Origin of the sequence: Pseudomonas sp. DG56-2, assembly GCF_004803755.1 — a bacterium.
GTDB lineage: Bacteria > Pseudomonadota > Gammaproteobacteria > Pseudomonadales > Pseudomonadaceae > Aquipseudomonas > Aquipseudomonas auratipiscis.
In genome coordinates this window covers 5,409,012-5,424,586 of sequence record NZ_CP032311.1, presented here as the reverse complement: position 1 = coordinate 5,424,586, position 15,575 = coordinate 5,409,012, and the positions used below count along the sequence as shown (strand labels likewise).

The window sequence follows — 15,575 nt, the reverse complement described above, 5'->3', positions numbered from 1 at the left end:
CTCTAAGCGCAATTCAGGTTTATGATGCCCCACGGCAGAATAATTTCCACACGGAGTGCGTAATGCAGACCTTGTACCCGCAGATCAAACCCTACGCCCGGCACGATCTGGCCGTGGAAGCTCCACATGTACTGTATGTCGATGAAAGTGGTTCTCCGGAAGGTCTGCCGGTGGTTTTCATCCATGGCGGGCCAGGAGCAGGCTGCGATGCGCAAAGCCGTTGCTACTTTGATCCGAACCTGTACCGCATCATCACATTCGATCAGCGGGGCTGTGGGCGTTCGACCCCTCATGCCAGCCTCGAGAACAACACCACCTGGCATCTGGTCGAAGACCTGGAGCGCATCCGCAAGCACTTGGGGATCGACAAATGGGTGCTGTTTGGCGGTTCCTGGGGTTCTACCCTATCGCTGGCCTATGCCCAGACTCATCCGGAGCGTGTGCATGGCCTGATCCTGCGTGGGATCTTCCTGTGCCGTAAGCAAGAAATCGAATGGTTCTACCAGGCTGGCGCTAGCCGCCTGTTCCCGGATTACTGGCAAGACTACATCGCGCCGATTCCTGCCGAAGAGCGCGGTGATCTGGTGGAGGCATTCCACAAACGCCTGACCGGCAACGATCAGATTGCCCAGATGCATGCCGCCAAGGCCTGGTCGACCTGGGAAGGGCGCACCGCAACCCTGCGTCCCAATCCGCTGGTCGTCGACCGTTTCTCCGAACCTCAGCGCGCGCTGTCGATCGCCCGCATCGAATGCCATTACTTCACCAATAATGCGTTCCTTGAGCCGAACCAGTTGATTCGTGACATGCCAAAGATTGCTCACCTGCCGGCCGTCATCGTGCACGGTCGCTATGATGTTATCTGTCCGCTGGACAACGCCTGGGAGCTGCATCAAGCCTGGCCGAACAGTGAGCTGAAAGTTATTCGCGATGCAGGGCACGCAGCTTCGGAGCCTGGTATCACTGACGCCTTGGTCCGTGCCGCAGACCAGATGGCCCGGCGCCTGCTCGACTTGCCTTTGGAAGAAGCATGAAGGGCCTGCTGCAACGCGTGCGTGGCGCGCGGGTAGATGTCGAGGGCAAGACTGTAGGTGCAATCGACCAGGGACTGTTGGTACTGGTTGCCGTTGAGCCGGATGATACCCGCGCTCACGCCGACAAGCTGTTGCACAAGCTGCTTAACTACCGGGTGTTCAGTGACCCTCAAGGCAAGATGAATCTTTCCCTCAAGGACGTTGCTGGCGGTCTTTTGCTGGTATCGCAGTTCACCCTGGCCGCTGATACCCAGAGCGGTTTGCGCCCGAGTTTTTCCACCGCGGCGACACCTGCACTCGGTGCAGAGCTTTTCGACTATTTATTGGCCCAGGCTCAAGTCCAACACCCCACCGTTGCCAGCGGTCAGTTTGGGGCGGACATGCAGGTGCACCTGGTCAATGATGGCCCCGTAACATTTATGTTACAAATATGAAGGCAAAAAACCCCTGTTTGCGCGAAAACAAGGGGTTTTGTAGCATAAATAGTTTGCTGGCCCTGATGCGTTGTAACGCAGCCTGCTGGATAATCGCGCGCTATGTGGGCCTGCGTTCGTAGGTTCGTTCCACTCTGACTCGAGACTGCCGGAACCGTTTGGGGAATCATTGCGCCCTTTCGGAGTCCGAACAGTGCTCGCCAACTTGGCATATGTCGCTGGCCGTTGGTTTTTTGATCTGTTTTCGGCGAGGGTAGCTCGTGATTGTAAGTTCCTGTAATGCACCAAGAACCCCCGGCATCCGCTTGCGCAAGGCCTTGCTGGCCGGCGCGACGCTGGTAGGCCTGTTTGGCACTGGCCAGCTCTGGGCGTTCAACCTTGATGACGTTGCAACCAAGGCGAAGGATCTTGCCGGACAGAAGTACGAAGCGCCGAAGAGCAATCTGCCGGCGGTGTTCCGTGATATGAAATACGGTGATTACCAGCAGATCCGTTTCCTCACGGAAAAAGCTGAGTGGGCCAAGGACAAGACGCCGTTCAAATTGTCCTTCTACCACCAGGGCATGCATTTCGACACGCCGGTGAAAATCAACGAAGTTACCGCGACCACCGTCGAAGAGATCAAATACGACATGAGTCGCTTTGACTTCGGTAACGTGAAATTCGATCCAAAGGCCACCGAGAACCTCGGCTACGCAGGCTTTCGTGTCCTGTACCCGATCAACAAGGCCGACAAGCAGGATGAAATCATGACCCTGCTTGGCGCCAGCTATTTCCGCGTGGTCGGCAAGGGCCATGTCTATGGTTTGTCCGCTCGTGGCCTGGCCATCGACACCGCGTTGCCGTCCGGCGAAGAATTCCCGCGCTTTACCGAGTTCTGGATCGAAAAGCCCAAGCCTGCCGACAAGCACCTGGTTATCTACGCGCTGCTCGACTCGCCGCGTTCCACCGGTGCCTACAAGCTGACCCTGCGTCCAGGCAGCGACACCATTGTCGACGTCAAGTCCAAGGTGTTCCTGCGTGACCACGTCAGCCGCTTGGGTATCGCGCCACTGACCAGCATGTTCCTGTTCGGCGGTAACCAGCCATCGAAAGTGCCTAACTATCGTCCGGCCCTGCATGACTCCGAAGGTCTGTCGATTCATGCTGGCAACGGTGAATGGCTGTGGCGCCCACTGAACAACCCGAAACACCTGGCAGTGAGCAATTTCAGCGTCGAAAACCCGCGTGGATTCGGCCTGCTTCAGCGCCAGCGTGAATTCAGCCAGTTCGAAGACCTCGATGACAACTATCAGAAGCGCCCAAGTGCCTGGATCGAGCCGGTGGGTGACTGGGGCAAAGGTACTGTAGACCTGGTCGAGATTCCGACCGCCGATGAAACCAACGACAATATCGTTGCGTTCTGGAGTCCGGAAAAACTGCCGGAGCCAGGCACACCGTTCGAGTACGCCTACCGTCTACACTGGACTATCGATGAGTCCGAGTTCCACTCACCGAACCTGGGCTGGGTCAAACAGACCCTGCGTTCCACTGGTGACGTGAAGCAGTCCAACCTGATTCGCGAAGCGGATGGCAGCGTTGCATTTCTGGTCGACTTCGAAGGCCCGGTGCTTGCCAAACTGCCCGAAGATACTGCCGTGCGCAGCCAGGTCAGCATCGGCGACAACGCTGAGCTGGTCGAAAACAACTTGCGTTACAACCCGGAAATCAAAGGCTGGCGCCTGACCTTGCGGATGAAGGTCAAAGACCCGAGCAAGTCCGTGGAAATGCGTGCGGCGCTGCTGCGTGACGTTCCGGTCGAACCTGCCAAACCTGCGAAACCGACTAAACAGGATAAGGCTGCGGCCAAGTCTGCCAAGGCCGAGAAGCCTGCCGAGCAACCAGCCGCCGATGCGGCATCCACCACCGGGACACCGGCCACCACCGAACAGGTGTTGACCGAGACCTGGAGCTACCAGTTGCCTGCCGATGAGTAATTCTCAAGCACGGCCAGAATCGCTCAGCGAGTACCTGGCCCACTTACCAATGAGCGACGAGCAGCGGGCAGAACTTGCCAGCTGCACGTCGTTCAGCGAACTGCATCAACGCTTGTCGGGCCAACCGGCCATTGCTGAAGCCGAAGCCGTGCAAGCTTCGGTGGGAGAGCGCCTGACCCTGACCAGTGCCCAGCAGATGCAAGAAGCCGAGATGCTGGCGGTGGATGGCAGCGGTCGTATCTGCCTCAAGGCTACGCCGCCGATTCGCCGTACCCGGGTGATTCCCGAGCCATGGCGTACCAATATTCTGATCCGAGGCTGGCGGCGTCTGACCGGCCGCACCAATGCTCCCGCCCCGGTCAAGCGCGAGCTGCCCAAGGCGCGCTGGCGCTGGGTCGGCTCCCTGCGCCGCTATATTCTGCTGGCGCTGATGCTGGGCCAGACGATCGTTGCCGGCTGGTACATGAAAGGCATCCTGCCGTATCAGGGTTGGTCGTTTGTCGATCTCGACGAAATCACCCGTCAGCCGCTGTTGCAGACGGCTACTCAGGTCTGGCCGTACGCTTTGCAAACCAGCATCCTGATTCTGTTCGGCATCCTCTTTTGCTGGGTGTCGGCAGGGTTCTGGACCGCGCTGATGGGCTTTCTCGAACTGTTGACCGGTCGCGACAAGTACCGTATTTCCGGCAGCAGTGCCGGTAACGAGCCCATCGAGGCTGGCGCGCGTACCGCCATTGTCATGCCGATCTGCAACGAAGATGTGCCTCGGGTATTTGCCGGCCTGCGGGCGACTTTCGAGTCGGTCGCCGCTACCGGTGACCTGGACCGCTTCGACTTCTTCGTCCTCAGCGATACCAACGACACCGATATCGCCGTTGCCGAGCAACAGGCGTGGCTGGAGGTGTGCCGCGAGGCCAAGGGCTTCGGGCGGATCTTCTACCGTCGCCGTCGCCGTCGCGTCAAACGCAAAAGCGGCAACCTTGATGACTTTTGCCGGCGCTGGGGCAGCGACTACCGTTACATGGTGGTGCTCGACGCCGACAGCGTGATGAGTGGCGAATGTTTGACCAGCCTGGTTCGGCTGATGGAAGCCAACCCGGACGCCGGTATTATCCAGACCGCACCGAAAGCCTCGGGCATGGATACCCTCTATGCGCGTATGCAGCAGTTTGCAACTCGCGTATACGGCCCGCTGTTCACCGCTGGCCTTCACTTCTGGCAGTTGGGTGAGTCGCACTATTGGGGGCACAACGCGATCATCCGCATGAAGCCGTTCATTGAGCACTGCGCCCTGGCGCCGTTGCCAGGCAAGGGGGCTTTCGCCGGTGCGATCCTCTCCCACGACTTCGTTGAAGCGGCGCTGATGCGTCGGGCCGGTTGGGGCGTGTGGATTGCCTACGACCTGCCGGGCAGCTATGAAGAACTGCCGCCGAACCTGCTCGACGAGCTCAAGCGCGACCGGCGCTGGTGCCACGGCAACTTGATGAACTTCCGCCTGTTCCTGGTCAAGGGCATGCACCCGGTGCACCGTGCGGTGTTCCTCACCGGGGTAATGTCGTACCTGTCGGCGCCGCTGTGGTTCTTCTTCCTGGTGCTGTCGACTGCGTTGCTGGCGACCAACACGCTGATGGAGCCGCAGTACTTCCTGGAGCCGCGCCAGCTTTATCCGTTGTGGCCGCAGTGGCATCCGGAGAAGGCCATCGCGCTGTTCTCCACCACGATTGTGCTGCTGTTCCTGCCCAAGCTGCTGAGTATCGTTCTAATCTGGGCCAAGGGTGCCAAAGAGTTCGGCGGACGCTTCAAGGTGACGCTGTCGATGCTGCTGGAGATGCTGTTCTCCATGCTTCTTGCGCCCGTGCGGATGATTTTCCACACCCGTTTCGTACTCGCCGCATTCCTCGGCTGGGCTGCGACCTGGAATTCACCGCAGCGTGACGATGACTCCACCCCGTGGAGCGAAGCAGTGCGCCGCCATGGCCCGCAAACCCTGCTGGGTGTGGCCTGGGCCTTGCTGGTGGCTTGGTTGAACCCAAGTTTCTTGTGGTGGCTGGTGCCTATTGTCGGTTCACTGATGCTGTCGATTCCGGTTTCGGTCATTTCCAGTCGTGTACACCTGGGTTTGCGAGCCAAGGATGAAAGCCTGTTCCTGATTCCCGAGGAATACGCCACGCCAGCTGAACTGCTCGCGACCGATCAGTACACCCACGAAAACCGCTGGCACGCCATGCACGACGGTTTCGTCCGGGCGGTGGTCGATCCACAGCAAAATGCCCTGGCTTGCGCGCTGGCAACTGCGCGTCATGGTGTCGCGGCGCCGATCGAATCGTTGCGCGCCGAGCGTATCGGCAAAGCGCTGGACGTTGGCCCAAGTGGCCTGGACGGCAACACCCGCCTGGCCTTGCTTAGCGATCCAGTTGCCCTGGCGCGCCTGCATACCCGTATCTGGGACGAGAAGAACGAGGCCTGGCTGGGCGTCTGGCGTCAGTCGATCGCCAACGACCCGCACTCGCCATTGTTGCCATTGCATCCAGAGCCTGTGGCGCAGCCATCCATGGCTAGCGCCTGATGCGTCGCGGGGCAGGCCCGCTGCCACAGATAACCCCTGTGGGAGTGGGCTTGCCCCGCGGTAGCTTTCTGCCTTTTTCTGATACCATCCCTCCCGAATATCTCGCACCCGTCTGTAGGACGGTTCGCGCTAAAAATAAAATTCGAGCTTTCTTGCTGGGGGATCTGGTGATGTTTAAAAAATATCTGTCGATGCTACTGGTTGGCGTCACCGCGCTGGTGGCGGTCAATGCTGCCCAGGCAGCCGGCGCCATTGATGAAGCAGTCAAGCGTGGCACGCTGCGTGCGGGCATGGACCCCACCTACATGCCATTTCAGATGACCAACAAGCGCGGTGAGATCGTCGGCTTCGAAGTCGATATCCTCAAGGCCATGGCCAAGTCCATGGGCGTCAAGCTGGAGATGGTGTCCACTTCCTACGACGGTATCATTCCGGCCCTGATGACCGATAAATTCGACATCATCAGCAGTGGCATGACCCTGACCCAGGAACGCAACCTGAAGCTTAACTTCAGCGAACCCTTCATCGTCGTTGGCCAGACCCTGCTGATTCGCAAGGAACTGGCTGAGAAGGTCAAGTCATACAAAGACCTCAACAACGAAGAATACCGGCTCACTTCCAAACTGGGCACCACCGGCGAGATGGTCGCCAAGAAGTTGATCGGCAAAGCCAAATACCACGGTTACGACAACGAGCAGGAAGCAGTGATGGACGTCGTCAACGGCAAGGCTGACGCATTCGTCTATGACGCGCCTTACAACGTAGTGGCCGTGAACAAGGCTGGCGCCGGCAAGCTGGTATTCCTGGACAAACCGTTCACCTTCGAGCCCCTGGCCTTTGGTCTGAAGAAAGGCGACTACGACAGCCTGAACTTCATCAACAACTTCCTGCACCAGATCAAGCACGACGGTACCTACGATCGAATCCACGACAAGTGGTTCAAGGACACCGCCTGGCTCAAGGACATGGAATAAGGCCGAGGCCACAAGCCTGGTTTGAAACCCGACGCGCAGGCAGGTCCTGCGCGTTCGCTTTTACGGAAGTACCCTTAAGTGATCAAACACAAGAAAGCTCAGTGGCCCTGGCATGGGTTGACAGCGCTGGTCCTGATCGGGCTGGCGGCGAGCCTGTACTACGCAACGTCAGTGATTTCCTATGAATGGCGTTGGAACCGAGTGCCACAGTATTTCGCCTACCAGGCGGAAGTAGCCCAACGCGCCGCCGAGAACGGCACCATCGAAGCCATTGTCACCAAGGGCGATATGGCCACCGTTACCGTGCGCGATGAAAGTGGCGCCGAGCAGGTCTTCGACGTTGAGAAGGGCAGCGTGCAACTGTCCCGCGGCGATGATGTTTCGGAAGGTGACCTGATTGGCGTAACCCATCATTGGGCCGCAGGACCACTGGCCTGGGGCTTGTGGACCACGGTGTGGATTTCGGTCGCCTCGGGCGTGATGGGGCTGATAATCGGCTTGTTCGCCGGTCTTTGCAGGTTGTCGAATAACCCGACGCTTCGGGACTTGTCGACGGTCTATGTCGAGCTGGTCCGCGGCACACCGCTGCTGGTGCAGATCTTTATTTTCTACTTCTTTATCGGCACGGTACTCAACCTGTCGCGCGAATTCGCCGGGGTTGCAGCACTGGCGCTGTTTACCGGCGCCTACGTTGCCGAGATCGTCCGCGCCGGCGTGCAATCGATTGCCAAGGGGCAGGGCGAAGCGGCTCGCTCCCTGGGCTTGAGTGCAGGTCAGTCGATGCGTCACGTGGTATTGCCGCAAGCGTTCAAGCGCGTGCTGCCACCGCTGGCGGGGCAGTTCATCAGCCTGGTCAAGGACACCTCGCTAGTGTCGGTGATCGCCATTACCGAACTGACCAAGAGCGGGCGCGAAGCAATTACGACTTCGTTCTCGACCTTCGAGATCTGGTTCTGTGTTGCTGGCTTGTATCTGTTGATCAACCTGCCGCTGTCGCACATGGCCAGCCGGCTCGAGCGGAGGCTTGCGCAAAGTGATTGAAGTCCGAGATCTGGTAAAAGTCTTCGATACGCGCGGCCAGGTAGTGCGTGCGGTCGATCACGTCAGCACCAATGTGGCCAAGGGCGAGGTGCTGGTTGTACTTGGCCCATCGGGCTCGGGGAAGTCGACCTTCCTGCGCTGCCTCAATGGCCTGGAGTCGTTTGACGAAGGCACCGTGGCCATCGATGGGCTGCAACTGGCTGACCCGAAGACCGACGTCAACGCCTACCGGCGCGAAGTCGGCATGGTGTTCCAGCACTTCAACCTGTTCCCGCACATGACGGTGCTGGAAAACCTGTGCCTGGCGCAGAAAGTGGTGCGCAAGCGTGGCAAGGCGGAGCGTGAGGCAAAAGCTCGAGCGTTGCTGGAGAAGGTGGGGATCAGTCAGAAAGCCAATGAATACCCCTCGCGCTTGTCGGGTGGTCAGCAGCAACGGGTAGCGATTGCCCGTGCGCTGGCGATGGAGCCCAAGGTGATGTTGTTCGATGAGCCAACCTCGGCGCTTGACCCGGAAATGGTCGGTGAGGTGCTGGATGTCATGAAGACGTTGGCGCTCGAAGGCATGACCATGGTCTGCGTTACCCACGAGATGGGCTTTGCCCGGGAAGTGGCGGATCGGGTGCTGTTCTTCGACCACGGCAAACTGCTGGAAGACTCGCCACCCGAGCAGTTCTTCACCGCCCCCAAAGACCTGCGCGCCCAGGCGTTCCTGCGCCAGGTGCTCTAGCCCGTCAGATTCTTCGCCGGCCAAGCTGCTCCTATCCCCGGTAGGAGCGGGCTTGGCCCGCGATCGGGCGCAAGGCGCTGGTGAACAAGCAACACATAGTCCAGCTGCGCTCCCGCAAGAACACGCACTACAGGCTGAACCGTCCTACCAGCGTTTGAAGCTGACGCCCCAGCCGCGCCAGTTCAAGACTCGACGCCGCGGTCTCTTCGCTGGCAGCGCTGGTCTGGTCTGACACTTCCCTGACGTTTATCACGCTGCGGTTGATCTCTTCGGCTACCGCACTTTGCTCCTCACTGGCGGTGGCTATCTGCTGGTTCATCCCCTGAATGCTCGACACCGTCTGAGTAATCTGGCTTAGGGCGTCGCCGGCCTTGCGACTCAGCTCGACGCTATCGTGAGTCAGACTTTTGCTGCTGTCGAGCAGGCGGGTGACCTGATCAGTACCTTCATGCAGGCTGCCGATCAGTTGTTCGATTTCTTCGGTTGATTGCTGGGTTCGTTGGGCCAGTCCACGAACCTCGTCAGCGACCACGGCAAAGCCGCGGCCCGCTTCTCCGGCGCGCGCTGCCTCGATGGCAGCGTTCAAGGCCAGCAGGTTGGTCTGTTCGGAAACCGATTTGATCACGTCAAGAATGCTGCCGATCCGCTGACTTTCGCCCGCCAGCTGGTGCATGGCGCTGATCGAGTTGTCCATCTGCTCAGCCAACTGCTCGATTTGCACTACCGCTTCACCCACTACCTGATCGCCCAACTGCGCTTGTTGATCTGCGGCCGTCGCTGCCTGGGAGGCTTGCTCGGCATTGCGGGCCACCTCGTGCACCGTGGCGCTCATCTGGTTCATGGCGGTGGCGACCTGATCGGTTTCGTCTCGTTGCTGCACGACTCTGACCTTGGTCTGCTCACTTACTGCTGAAAGTTGTTCGACGGCGCTGGACAGCTGGGTGATGCCTACGTCGATACCTCCGATCAGTTCACGCAGGCTCACGGTCATGGCCTGCATGCTGTTTTGCAGTTGGCCCATTTCATCGCGCCGCTGCACTCTTTCGGCCAGGTGTAGGTCACCTTTGGCGATACGCTCAGCCAGTGCCAGGGTGTTTTTGAGCGGTGTAGTGATTTGCAGGGTAATCACCCAGGCCGCCAGGCACCCGATCAGCAGGGCCAGGGCAGCTTGGCTGATCAATGCCGTATGCGCCTGGGCAGCTTCGTTATCACGTTGTTCTATCTGCTTGTCACTCAGTTGACGGCTGGCATTGCGAAGCTCGATACCCAACTGCTCCAGAGTAACCTGCACGGTCTCCACTGCGATGGCGGCGCGGCGATATTGCTCCAGGTTATCTTGATACTGGCCAAGGGCCGAGCGAGTGCCAGCCAAAATCTCAGCTTGAACGCCATTTGCTTGTGCCAAGGGTGTCAGTTGGTCGAGCGTCTTGCCGGCAGCTTCGACGGCGACCTGACCGACACTGGAAAAGCCTTCCAGCGGGTCAAAGGTGTAGGCGGGTACCAGGCTTTGCTGATTGACCGCTTCGATGTGTCGGGAAAGCGTTTCGACCAGATTCAGTACCCGGTCCTGGGTGCTTTGCTGGTCTTCGCTACGCATTGTTTCCAGGACTTGGTCCTGCAGCCTGTCGATTAACTCGCCCAGGCGCTGTTCCGTGCCCTGCATGGCTTGTTGCCGATCCTGGCGAAGGGCAACCGCTTGCTGCAACTGCTCGAAACCTTGGGAGAAACGCTGCACGATCTGCAGTTTGCTGGCGATCATCTGCCGATTTTCAGCGCTTTCAAAGCGATTCTGCATCGCCGTGAGTAGCTCCTGTAATGACCGCAGCGACTGCTCGACCTGCGTCTTGCTCTGCAAGTCGTTAAGCACTCGAAAAGTGATACGTTCGGCCCGCAGGTCCTTGCCAATATCATTGAGTCGGGCAATTTCAACTAGCTTCTGCGAGCGATCGATGGCGTCCTCCATTGCGCGCCAGCCGCTGAATGTTATCAATAGTGTCAGTAGCAGTACCAAGGCGAAGGCCAGGGTCAGCTTCAGCCTGACGCTCATGTTGCCTAGCATCCGATTCACAGGTCCGAACATGGGTGTCTCCCGCAGTTGGAAAATGACAAGCGCCCGGACGTGGATCAGGGCACCGCACCTTGCTCATCGGCGGGAAATGGGCGAGCTGGACCTGCAAAACGTGTAGGAAAGTTCGACTCAGTAGCTAGGAAATAGGGCTGAGTTTGGGAAGGGCAGGAAGGTTGCCCAAGGGTATGCAGGCATGGTGTCTGCTGATACTGAACCTGTGCTGCCGCGAAGGGCAGCACAGGTTGTTTATCTTAGAGCTGGAATTTGCCAACCAAGCCTTGCAGGTGGGTGCCCAGACGCGCCAGTTCGACGCTGGAGGCTGCAGTTTCTTCGCTGGCGGCGGAGGTCTGGTCTGACACATCGCGCACGTTCATGACGCTGCGGTTGATCTCTTCAGCTACAGCACTCTGTTGCTCGGCTGCTGCGGCGATCTGCTGGTTCATTGCCTGGATCGAGGATACGGTACGCGTGATGGTCTCCAATGAGGAACCGGCGCGCCGTGTCAGCTCGACACTGCTATCGGTCAGGTTGCGGCTGGCATCCATGGTGCTCGCCACCTGCTGAGTGCCACTTTGCAAACCGGCGATCAGCGCTTCGATTTCTTCGGTCGACTGCTGGGTGCGTTGCGCCAGGCTGCGCACTTCATCGGCGACCACGGCGAAGCCGCGGCCGGCTTCGCCAGCACGGGCCGCTTCGATCGCCGCGTTGAGCGCCAGCAGGTTGGTCTGCTGGGCAACGGACTTGATCACATCCAGCACGCTGCCAATCTTGTCACTTTCGCTCTGGAGCTTGCCCATGGCATCGCTGGAGTGATTCATTTCGCTGGCCAGGCGTTCGATCTGGGCAATGGCTTCGGCGACCACCCGATCACCCTCACGGGCCTGCTGGTCGGCTACCAGCGCTGCCTCGGACGCTTCTTCGGCATTGCGCGCAACTTCCTGGACGGTGGCGGCCATTTCGTTCATGGCGGTAGCGACCTGATCGGTCTCGACCTTTTGGTTGTTAACCCCGGCACTGGTCTGCTCGGTTACCGCCGACAGCTCTTCAGCGGCGCTGGCGATCTGGGTGACACCATCGCCAATACCACCGATCAACTCGCGCAGACTGACAGTCATGCGCTGCATGCTGCGTTGCAGTTGGCCAAGCTCGTCACGGCGCTCGACAATCAGATCCTGGCGCAGATCGCCGCTGGCGACGCGGTCGGCGGCGTTGAGGGTTTGCCGCAGAGGGAGGGTGATCTGTCGGGTGATGGCCCAGGCAGCCAGCACGCCGAGCAGCAAAGCCAGCACCGTGGCCAGGGAGAGCATTGACTTGGCATGCTGCGATTCATCGTCGCGTAGTTGGGTCAAGGTGGTGGTCAGTTGCAGGCTTTGATCGATCAGGACCTGACCTTGTACCGACATCTGCTGGGCGGCCAGTTCAAAGGCCGCCTGCGCGGTGCCGAACTCGATCACCGCTGCGCGGTAGTTGCCCAGGGCACGTGCCGCCTGATTGAGGTTGCTGGTGTAGTTGGCGGGCAGCACATCGGCGAGGGTGGTGAGTTGCGAGATCGCCTGGTCGATGGCTTCGAGGGCAGATTGCTGGAACTCAGGCTTGCCACTGTAGGTGTAGCCGCGCACCTGGAAGCGGGCTTGCTGCAGCAGTTTGCTGGCCCCGACCACGCTATTGAACAGGTTCAGGTCGCTGCCCGTGAGCAGTTGCTGTTCAACCTGAGTGGTCAGGCCTGCAGCCTCGTCGGCGCTGCTGCCCAGTACGGCACGGCTGGCCTCACGCTGGCGGGTCGCTTTCTCGGAAGCATCCAGCCCGAGTCGGTACTGGCGAACGGCTTCTTTCTGCTGCTCGATACGCTGTTTGTTTTGCGTCAGAACAATGCGCTGCTCGACCTGTTGCAGTTGGCGGTCAAGGTTGGCCAGCGCATTGTTGAGGTTCTGCGCTGCGCTGTCATCGCCCTTGATCTGAAGGTTCTGCCGAGCTATGCGCAGTTCGAGGGTCGCCTGCAGGACCTGGGAGATGCTGCCAAGGGTATCGCCGCGCTGGGTGATACCGTTCAGGCCTTGCCAGCCTGTCAGGGTAATGCTCAAGGTCAGCAGCAGCACCAGGCCAAAGCCGATACCGAGCTTTCGATTGACGCTAACGTTACCCAGGTGCTGGGCTAACCAACGGTACATGGCAGGACTCCATTGCGATCGGCAGAGGCGATTGGTTGTTCTAGTGCCTATGCATCGGCGCCAGATCGCAAAACTGAAGTCAGAACAGACGAGCGAGCAGGGCAGTAACGGCCGTCTCTACCCGCAGGATGCGTTCGCCAAGCTGCACCGGGGAAAGCCCGGCCTTGCCCAGCAGGTCGATTTCGTAGGGAATCCATCCGCCCTCAGGACCAATGGCTAGCGTCACCGGTTGGTCTAGCCCGCGGGGGCAGGGAGGGAAAGGTCCTGGGTGGCCGACCAGGCCAAGTGTGCCTTGGGCAATGGCGGGCAGTCGGTCTTCGACGAACGGCTTGAAGCGCTTCTCGATGACCACTTCGGGCAGGATGGTGTCGCGGGTTTGCTCCAGGCCAAGGATCAGTTGTTCGCGGATGGCCTCGGGCTCGAGAAACGGCGTCTGCCAGAAGCTCTTTTCGACCCGGTAGCTGTTAACCAGAATCAGCGTTGGCACACCCATGGTGGCAACGGTCTGGAACACGCGGCGCAGCATCTTTGGGCGTGGCAGGGCCAGCACCAGAGTCAACGGAAGCTTGGCGGGTGGTTGGCGGTCGAAGCTGACTGAAAGTTCGGCCTGGTGGCCTTCCAGGCGCTCCACTCGGGCTTCACCCATCAGGCCGCCGATACGTCCGACGCGCAGGCTGTCACCTACCGCTACGCGGTGAATTTCCTGCATGTGGGTAAAGCGCCGATCAGCCAGGACGACGCGATCGGCCGCAATAAAATCGGCTTCTTCGAGTAACAGCAGGTTCACGGCTGGGTCGCTGGTGGCTGGTCGTTATGATCGTCAGCGGCGTTATCGGGATGCTCGCTGCGTTTGCGGATCAGACCGCCGAACAGCACGCCGATTTCGAACAGCAGCCACATGGGCACGGCCAGTAGCGTCTGCGAGAAGATATCCGGTGGCGTAAGGATCATTCCGACCACGAAGCAGCCGATGATCACGTAGGGGCGAATTTTCTTCAGGTACTTCACATCGACCACGCCGATCCACACCAGCAGCACCACCGCTACCGGGATCTCGAAGGCCACGCCGAAGGCGAAGAACAGGGTCATTACGAAGTCTAGATAGCTGGCAATGTCGGTCATCATCGACACCCCTTCCGGGGTGGCGCTGGCGAAGAAACCGAAGATCAGCGGGAACACCAGGAAGTAGGCAAAGGCCATTCCGGCGTAGAACAGAATTATGCTGGAGATCAGCAGCGGGATTGCGATGCGTTTTTCGTGGCGGTACAGGCCCGGCGCAATAAACCCCCAGATTTGCTGGAGGATCAACGGAATGGCCAGGAACAGCGAGACGATCATGGTCAGCTTGAACGGCGTCAGGAACGGCGAGGCCACATCGGTGGCAATCATCGTCGCGTTGGCCGGCAAGTGCTCGCGCAGCGGGGCGGAGACCAGGGTGTAGATCTGCTGTGCGAAGGAAAACAGCCCGGCGAAGATCAGGAAGATGGCCGCGACGCAGCGCAGCAGACGTGTACGCAGCTCGGTGAGGTGCGAAACCAGGGGCATTGGCTGGTCGTTTTCCGGAATATCGCTCATGGGGCTCGCGGTGGCTGTGTCGGTTCGGTAGTGGCCGCGGCAGTCGGGGCGGCCTCGGTAGGCGCTGCAGCCGGCGTTGCGGCGACTTCGCTGCTGGCAACCGGCGTGGCCGGTGGCTCAGGCTTTACGCTCTGCGGGTTGAGGATCTTGCGCGCTTCCTGCTCCATGGAGAGGATGTGCTCGTTGTGCAACTGGCGACGAATATCGTCGGCACCGATTTCACGCTCCACTTCCTGTTTGATGGAATTGAAACTGCGTTTGAGGCGGCCAATCCACAGCCCGGCCGTGCGCGCGGCACCCGGCAAGCGCTCAGGGCCGAGCACCAGCAGGGCCACAAGGCCTACGAGCAGCAGTTCGCTGAAGCTGATCCCGAACATTGATCAATCTTTCCTGATGGGCTCTTCGACCTTGTGCGCCTGGCCGTCGATAGTCTGCGGCTGGCTCAACGGTGAAGTGGCTTGCGGCTGGACAGGTTGTACCGGCGCTTGAGGCTGTTCTTCAGGCTTGGTCTCTTCTTCGTTCATGGCTTTCTTGAAGCCTTTGATCGATTCGCCCAGGTCACTGCCGAAGTTTTTCAGTTTTTTGGTACCGAACACCAGTACCACGACGACCAGCAGGACGATCCAGTGTTTCCAGTCAAAAATACCCATGGTGCAATCCCTCGAAATAATTCAGTTAGACCGACGGCTGTCGCGCTGCCTTCTCGGCGTGCCCGGACAGACCAAAACGACGGTCCAGCTCATCCAGCACTGCCTGCGGGTGTTGGCCCAGTTGAGCGAGCATCACCAGGCTATGAAACCACAGATCGGCAGTTTCGTAGATGACATCGCTGTAATCACCGCTATGGGCGGCGTCCTTGGCAGCGATGATGGTTTCGATCGACTCTTCGCCGAGCTTTTCCAGAATCTTGTTCAGGCCCTTGTGGTAGAGGCTTGCCACGTAGGAGCTGTCCGGCTCGGCGCCTTTGCGCGCTTCCAGCACTTCGGCCAGGCGGGTCAGGGTGTCGCTCATG

Annotated in this window: 14 protein-coding genes and 1 pseudogene; 7 read left to right on the top strand and 8 right to left on the bottom strand. The window is 59.5% G+C overall.

Translation table 11 applies throughout. The features are described 5' to 3' along the window. Positions 1 to 62: 62 nt before the first annotated feature. The 7 genes from pip to D3Z90_RS24855 all read left to right on the top strand — a co-directional run bounded on the left by pip (position 63) and on the right by D3Z90_RS24855 (position 8,752). Positions 63 to 1,034 carry a prolyl aminopeptidase gene (pip, locus tag D3Z90_RS24885; RefSeq protein WP_136478529.1) on the top strand — a complete coding sequence of 324 codons (972 nt, stop codon included), beginning with the start codon at positions 63 to 65 and terminating at the stop codon, positions 1,032 to 1,034. Continuing rightward, positions 1,031 to 1,468, top strand: a complete 438-nt coding sequence (gene dtd, locus D3Z90_RS24880; protein WP_136478528.1) for a D-aminoacyl-tRNA deacylase — start codon at positions 1,031 to 1,033, stop codon at positions 1,466 to 1,468. Before pip ends, dtd begins: the two co-directional genes overlap by 4 nt. Before the next feature lie 260 nt (positions 1,469 to 1,728). Continuing rightward, positions 1,729 to 3,444 (top strand): glucan biosynthesis protein G, encoded by a 1,716-nt coding sequence (locus tag D3Z90_RS24875; protein WP_305956104.1) that lies wholly within the window; start codon positions 1,729 to 1,731, stop codon positions 3,442 to 3,444. Continuing rightward, entirely contained in the window at positions 3,437 to 6,010 is a 2,574-nt protein-coding gene (gene mdoH, locus D3Z90_RS24870) for a glucans biosynthesis glucosyltransferase MdoH (protein ID WP_136478527.1), read from the top strand. Before D3Z90_RS24875 ends, mdoH begins: the two co-directional genes overlap by 8 nt. Before the next feature lie 170 nt (positions 6,011 to 6,180). Then, positions 6,181 to 6,984 carry a transporter substrate-binding domain-containing protein gene (locus D3Z90_RS24865; protein WP_136478526.1) on the top strand — a complete coding sequence of 268 codons (804 nt, stop codon included), beginning with the start codon at positions 6,181 to 6,183 and terminating at the stop codon, positions 6,982 to 6,984. 78 nt (positions 6,985 to 7,062) lie between these two features. Then, positions 7,063 to 8,025: an amino acid ABC transporter permease gene (locus D3Z90_RS24860; protein ID WP_136478525.1), complete on the top strand. Its 963-nt coding sequence runs from the start codon at positions 7,063 to 7,065 to the stop codon at positions 8,023 to 8,025. Beyond that, complete coding sequence (locus D3Z90_RS24855) at positions 8,018 to 8,752, top strand: amino acid ABC transporter ATP-binding protein (protein WP_136478524.1); 735 nt, start codon at positions 8,018 to 8,020, stop codon at positions 8,750 to 8,752. The genes D3Z90_RS24860 and D3Z90_RS24855 overlap by 8 nt, the downstream gene beginning before the upstream one ends. A 127-nt stretch (positions 8,753 to 8,879) precedes the next feature. Here the strand turns inward: D3Z90_RS24855 and D3Z90_RS24850 are convergent, their stop codons facing one another. From D3Z90_RS24850 to D3Z90_RS24820, 8 genes and pseudogenes are all read right to left on the bottom strand, one after another. Next, the gene (locus tag D3Z90_RS24850) at positions 8,880 to 10,832 is read right to left on the bottom strand and encodes a methyl-accepting chemotaxis protein (RefSeq protein ID WP_136478523.1); all 1,953 of its coding nucleotides are present in this window, start codon (positions 10,830 to 10,832) and stop codon (positions 8,880 to 8,882) included. A gap of 239 nt (positions 10,833 to 11,071) precedes the next feature. After that, positions 11,072 to 11,785, bottom strand: coding sequence for a methyl-accepting chemotaxis protein (locus tag D3Z90_RS27495; RefSeq protein WP_371922338.1), 714 nt, complete (start codon positions 11,783 to 11,785; stop codon positions 11,072 to 11,074). A 141-nt stretch (positions 11,786 to 11,926) separates the two neighbouring features. Beyond that, positions 11,927 to 12,988 (bottom strand): annotated as a pseudogene (locus tag D3Z90_RS27490) (methyl-accepting chemotaxis protein); the annotation flags it as partial. A 79-nt stretch (positions 12,989 to 13,067) separates the two neighbouring features. Then, on the bottom strand, positions 13,068 to 13,775 hold the full coding sequence (locus D3Z90_RS24840; RefSeq protein ID WP_136478521.1) for a 16S rRNA (uracil(1498)-N(3))-methyltransferase: 708 nt from the start codon (positions 13,773 to 13,775) through the stop codon (positions 13,068 to 13,070). Continuing rightward, entirely contained in the window at positions 13,772 to 14,563 is a 792-nt protein-coding gene (gene tatC / locus D3Z90_RS24835; RefSeq protein ID WP_136478520.1) for a twin-arginine translocase subunit TatC, read from the bottom strand. Before tatC ends, D3Z90_RS24840 begins: the two co-directional genes overlap by 4 nt. Then, positions 14,560 to 14,940, bottom strand: a complete 381-nt coding sequence (gene tatB, locus D3Z90_RS24830; protein WP_136478519.1) for a Sec-independent protein translocase protein TatB — start codon at positions 14,938 to 14,940, stop codon at positions 14,560 to 14,562. The genes tatC and tatB overlap by 4 nt, the downstream gene beginning before the upstream one ends. A gap of 3 nt (positions 14,941 to 14,943) precedes the next feature. Then, on the bottom strand, positions 14,944 to 15,213 hold the full coding sequence (locus D3Z90_RS24825; RefSeq protein WP_136478518.1) for a twin-arginine translocase TatA/TatE family subunit: 270 nt from the start codon (positions 15,211 to 15,213) through the stop codon (positions 14,944 to 14,946). Between the two features lie 25 nt (positions 15,214 to 15,238). Next, positions 15,239 to 15,574 carry a phosphoribosyl-ATP diphosphatase gene (locus tag D3Z90_RS24820; RefSeq protein WP_136478517.1) on the bottom strand — a complete coding sequence of 112 codons (336 nt, stop codon included), beginning with the start codon at positions 15,572 to 15,574 and terminating at the stop codon, positions 15,239 to 15,241. Between the last annotated feature and the right edge of the window lies 1 nt (position 15,575).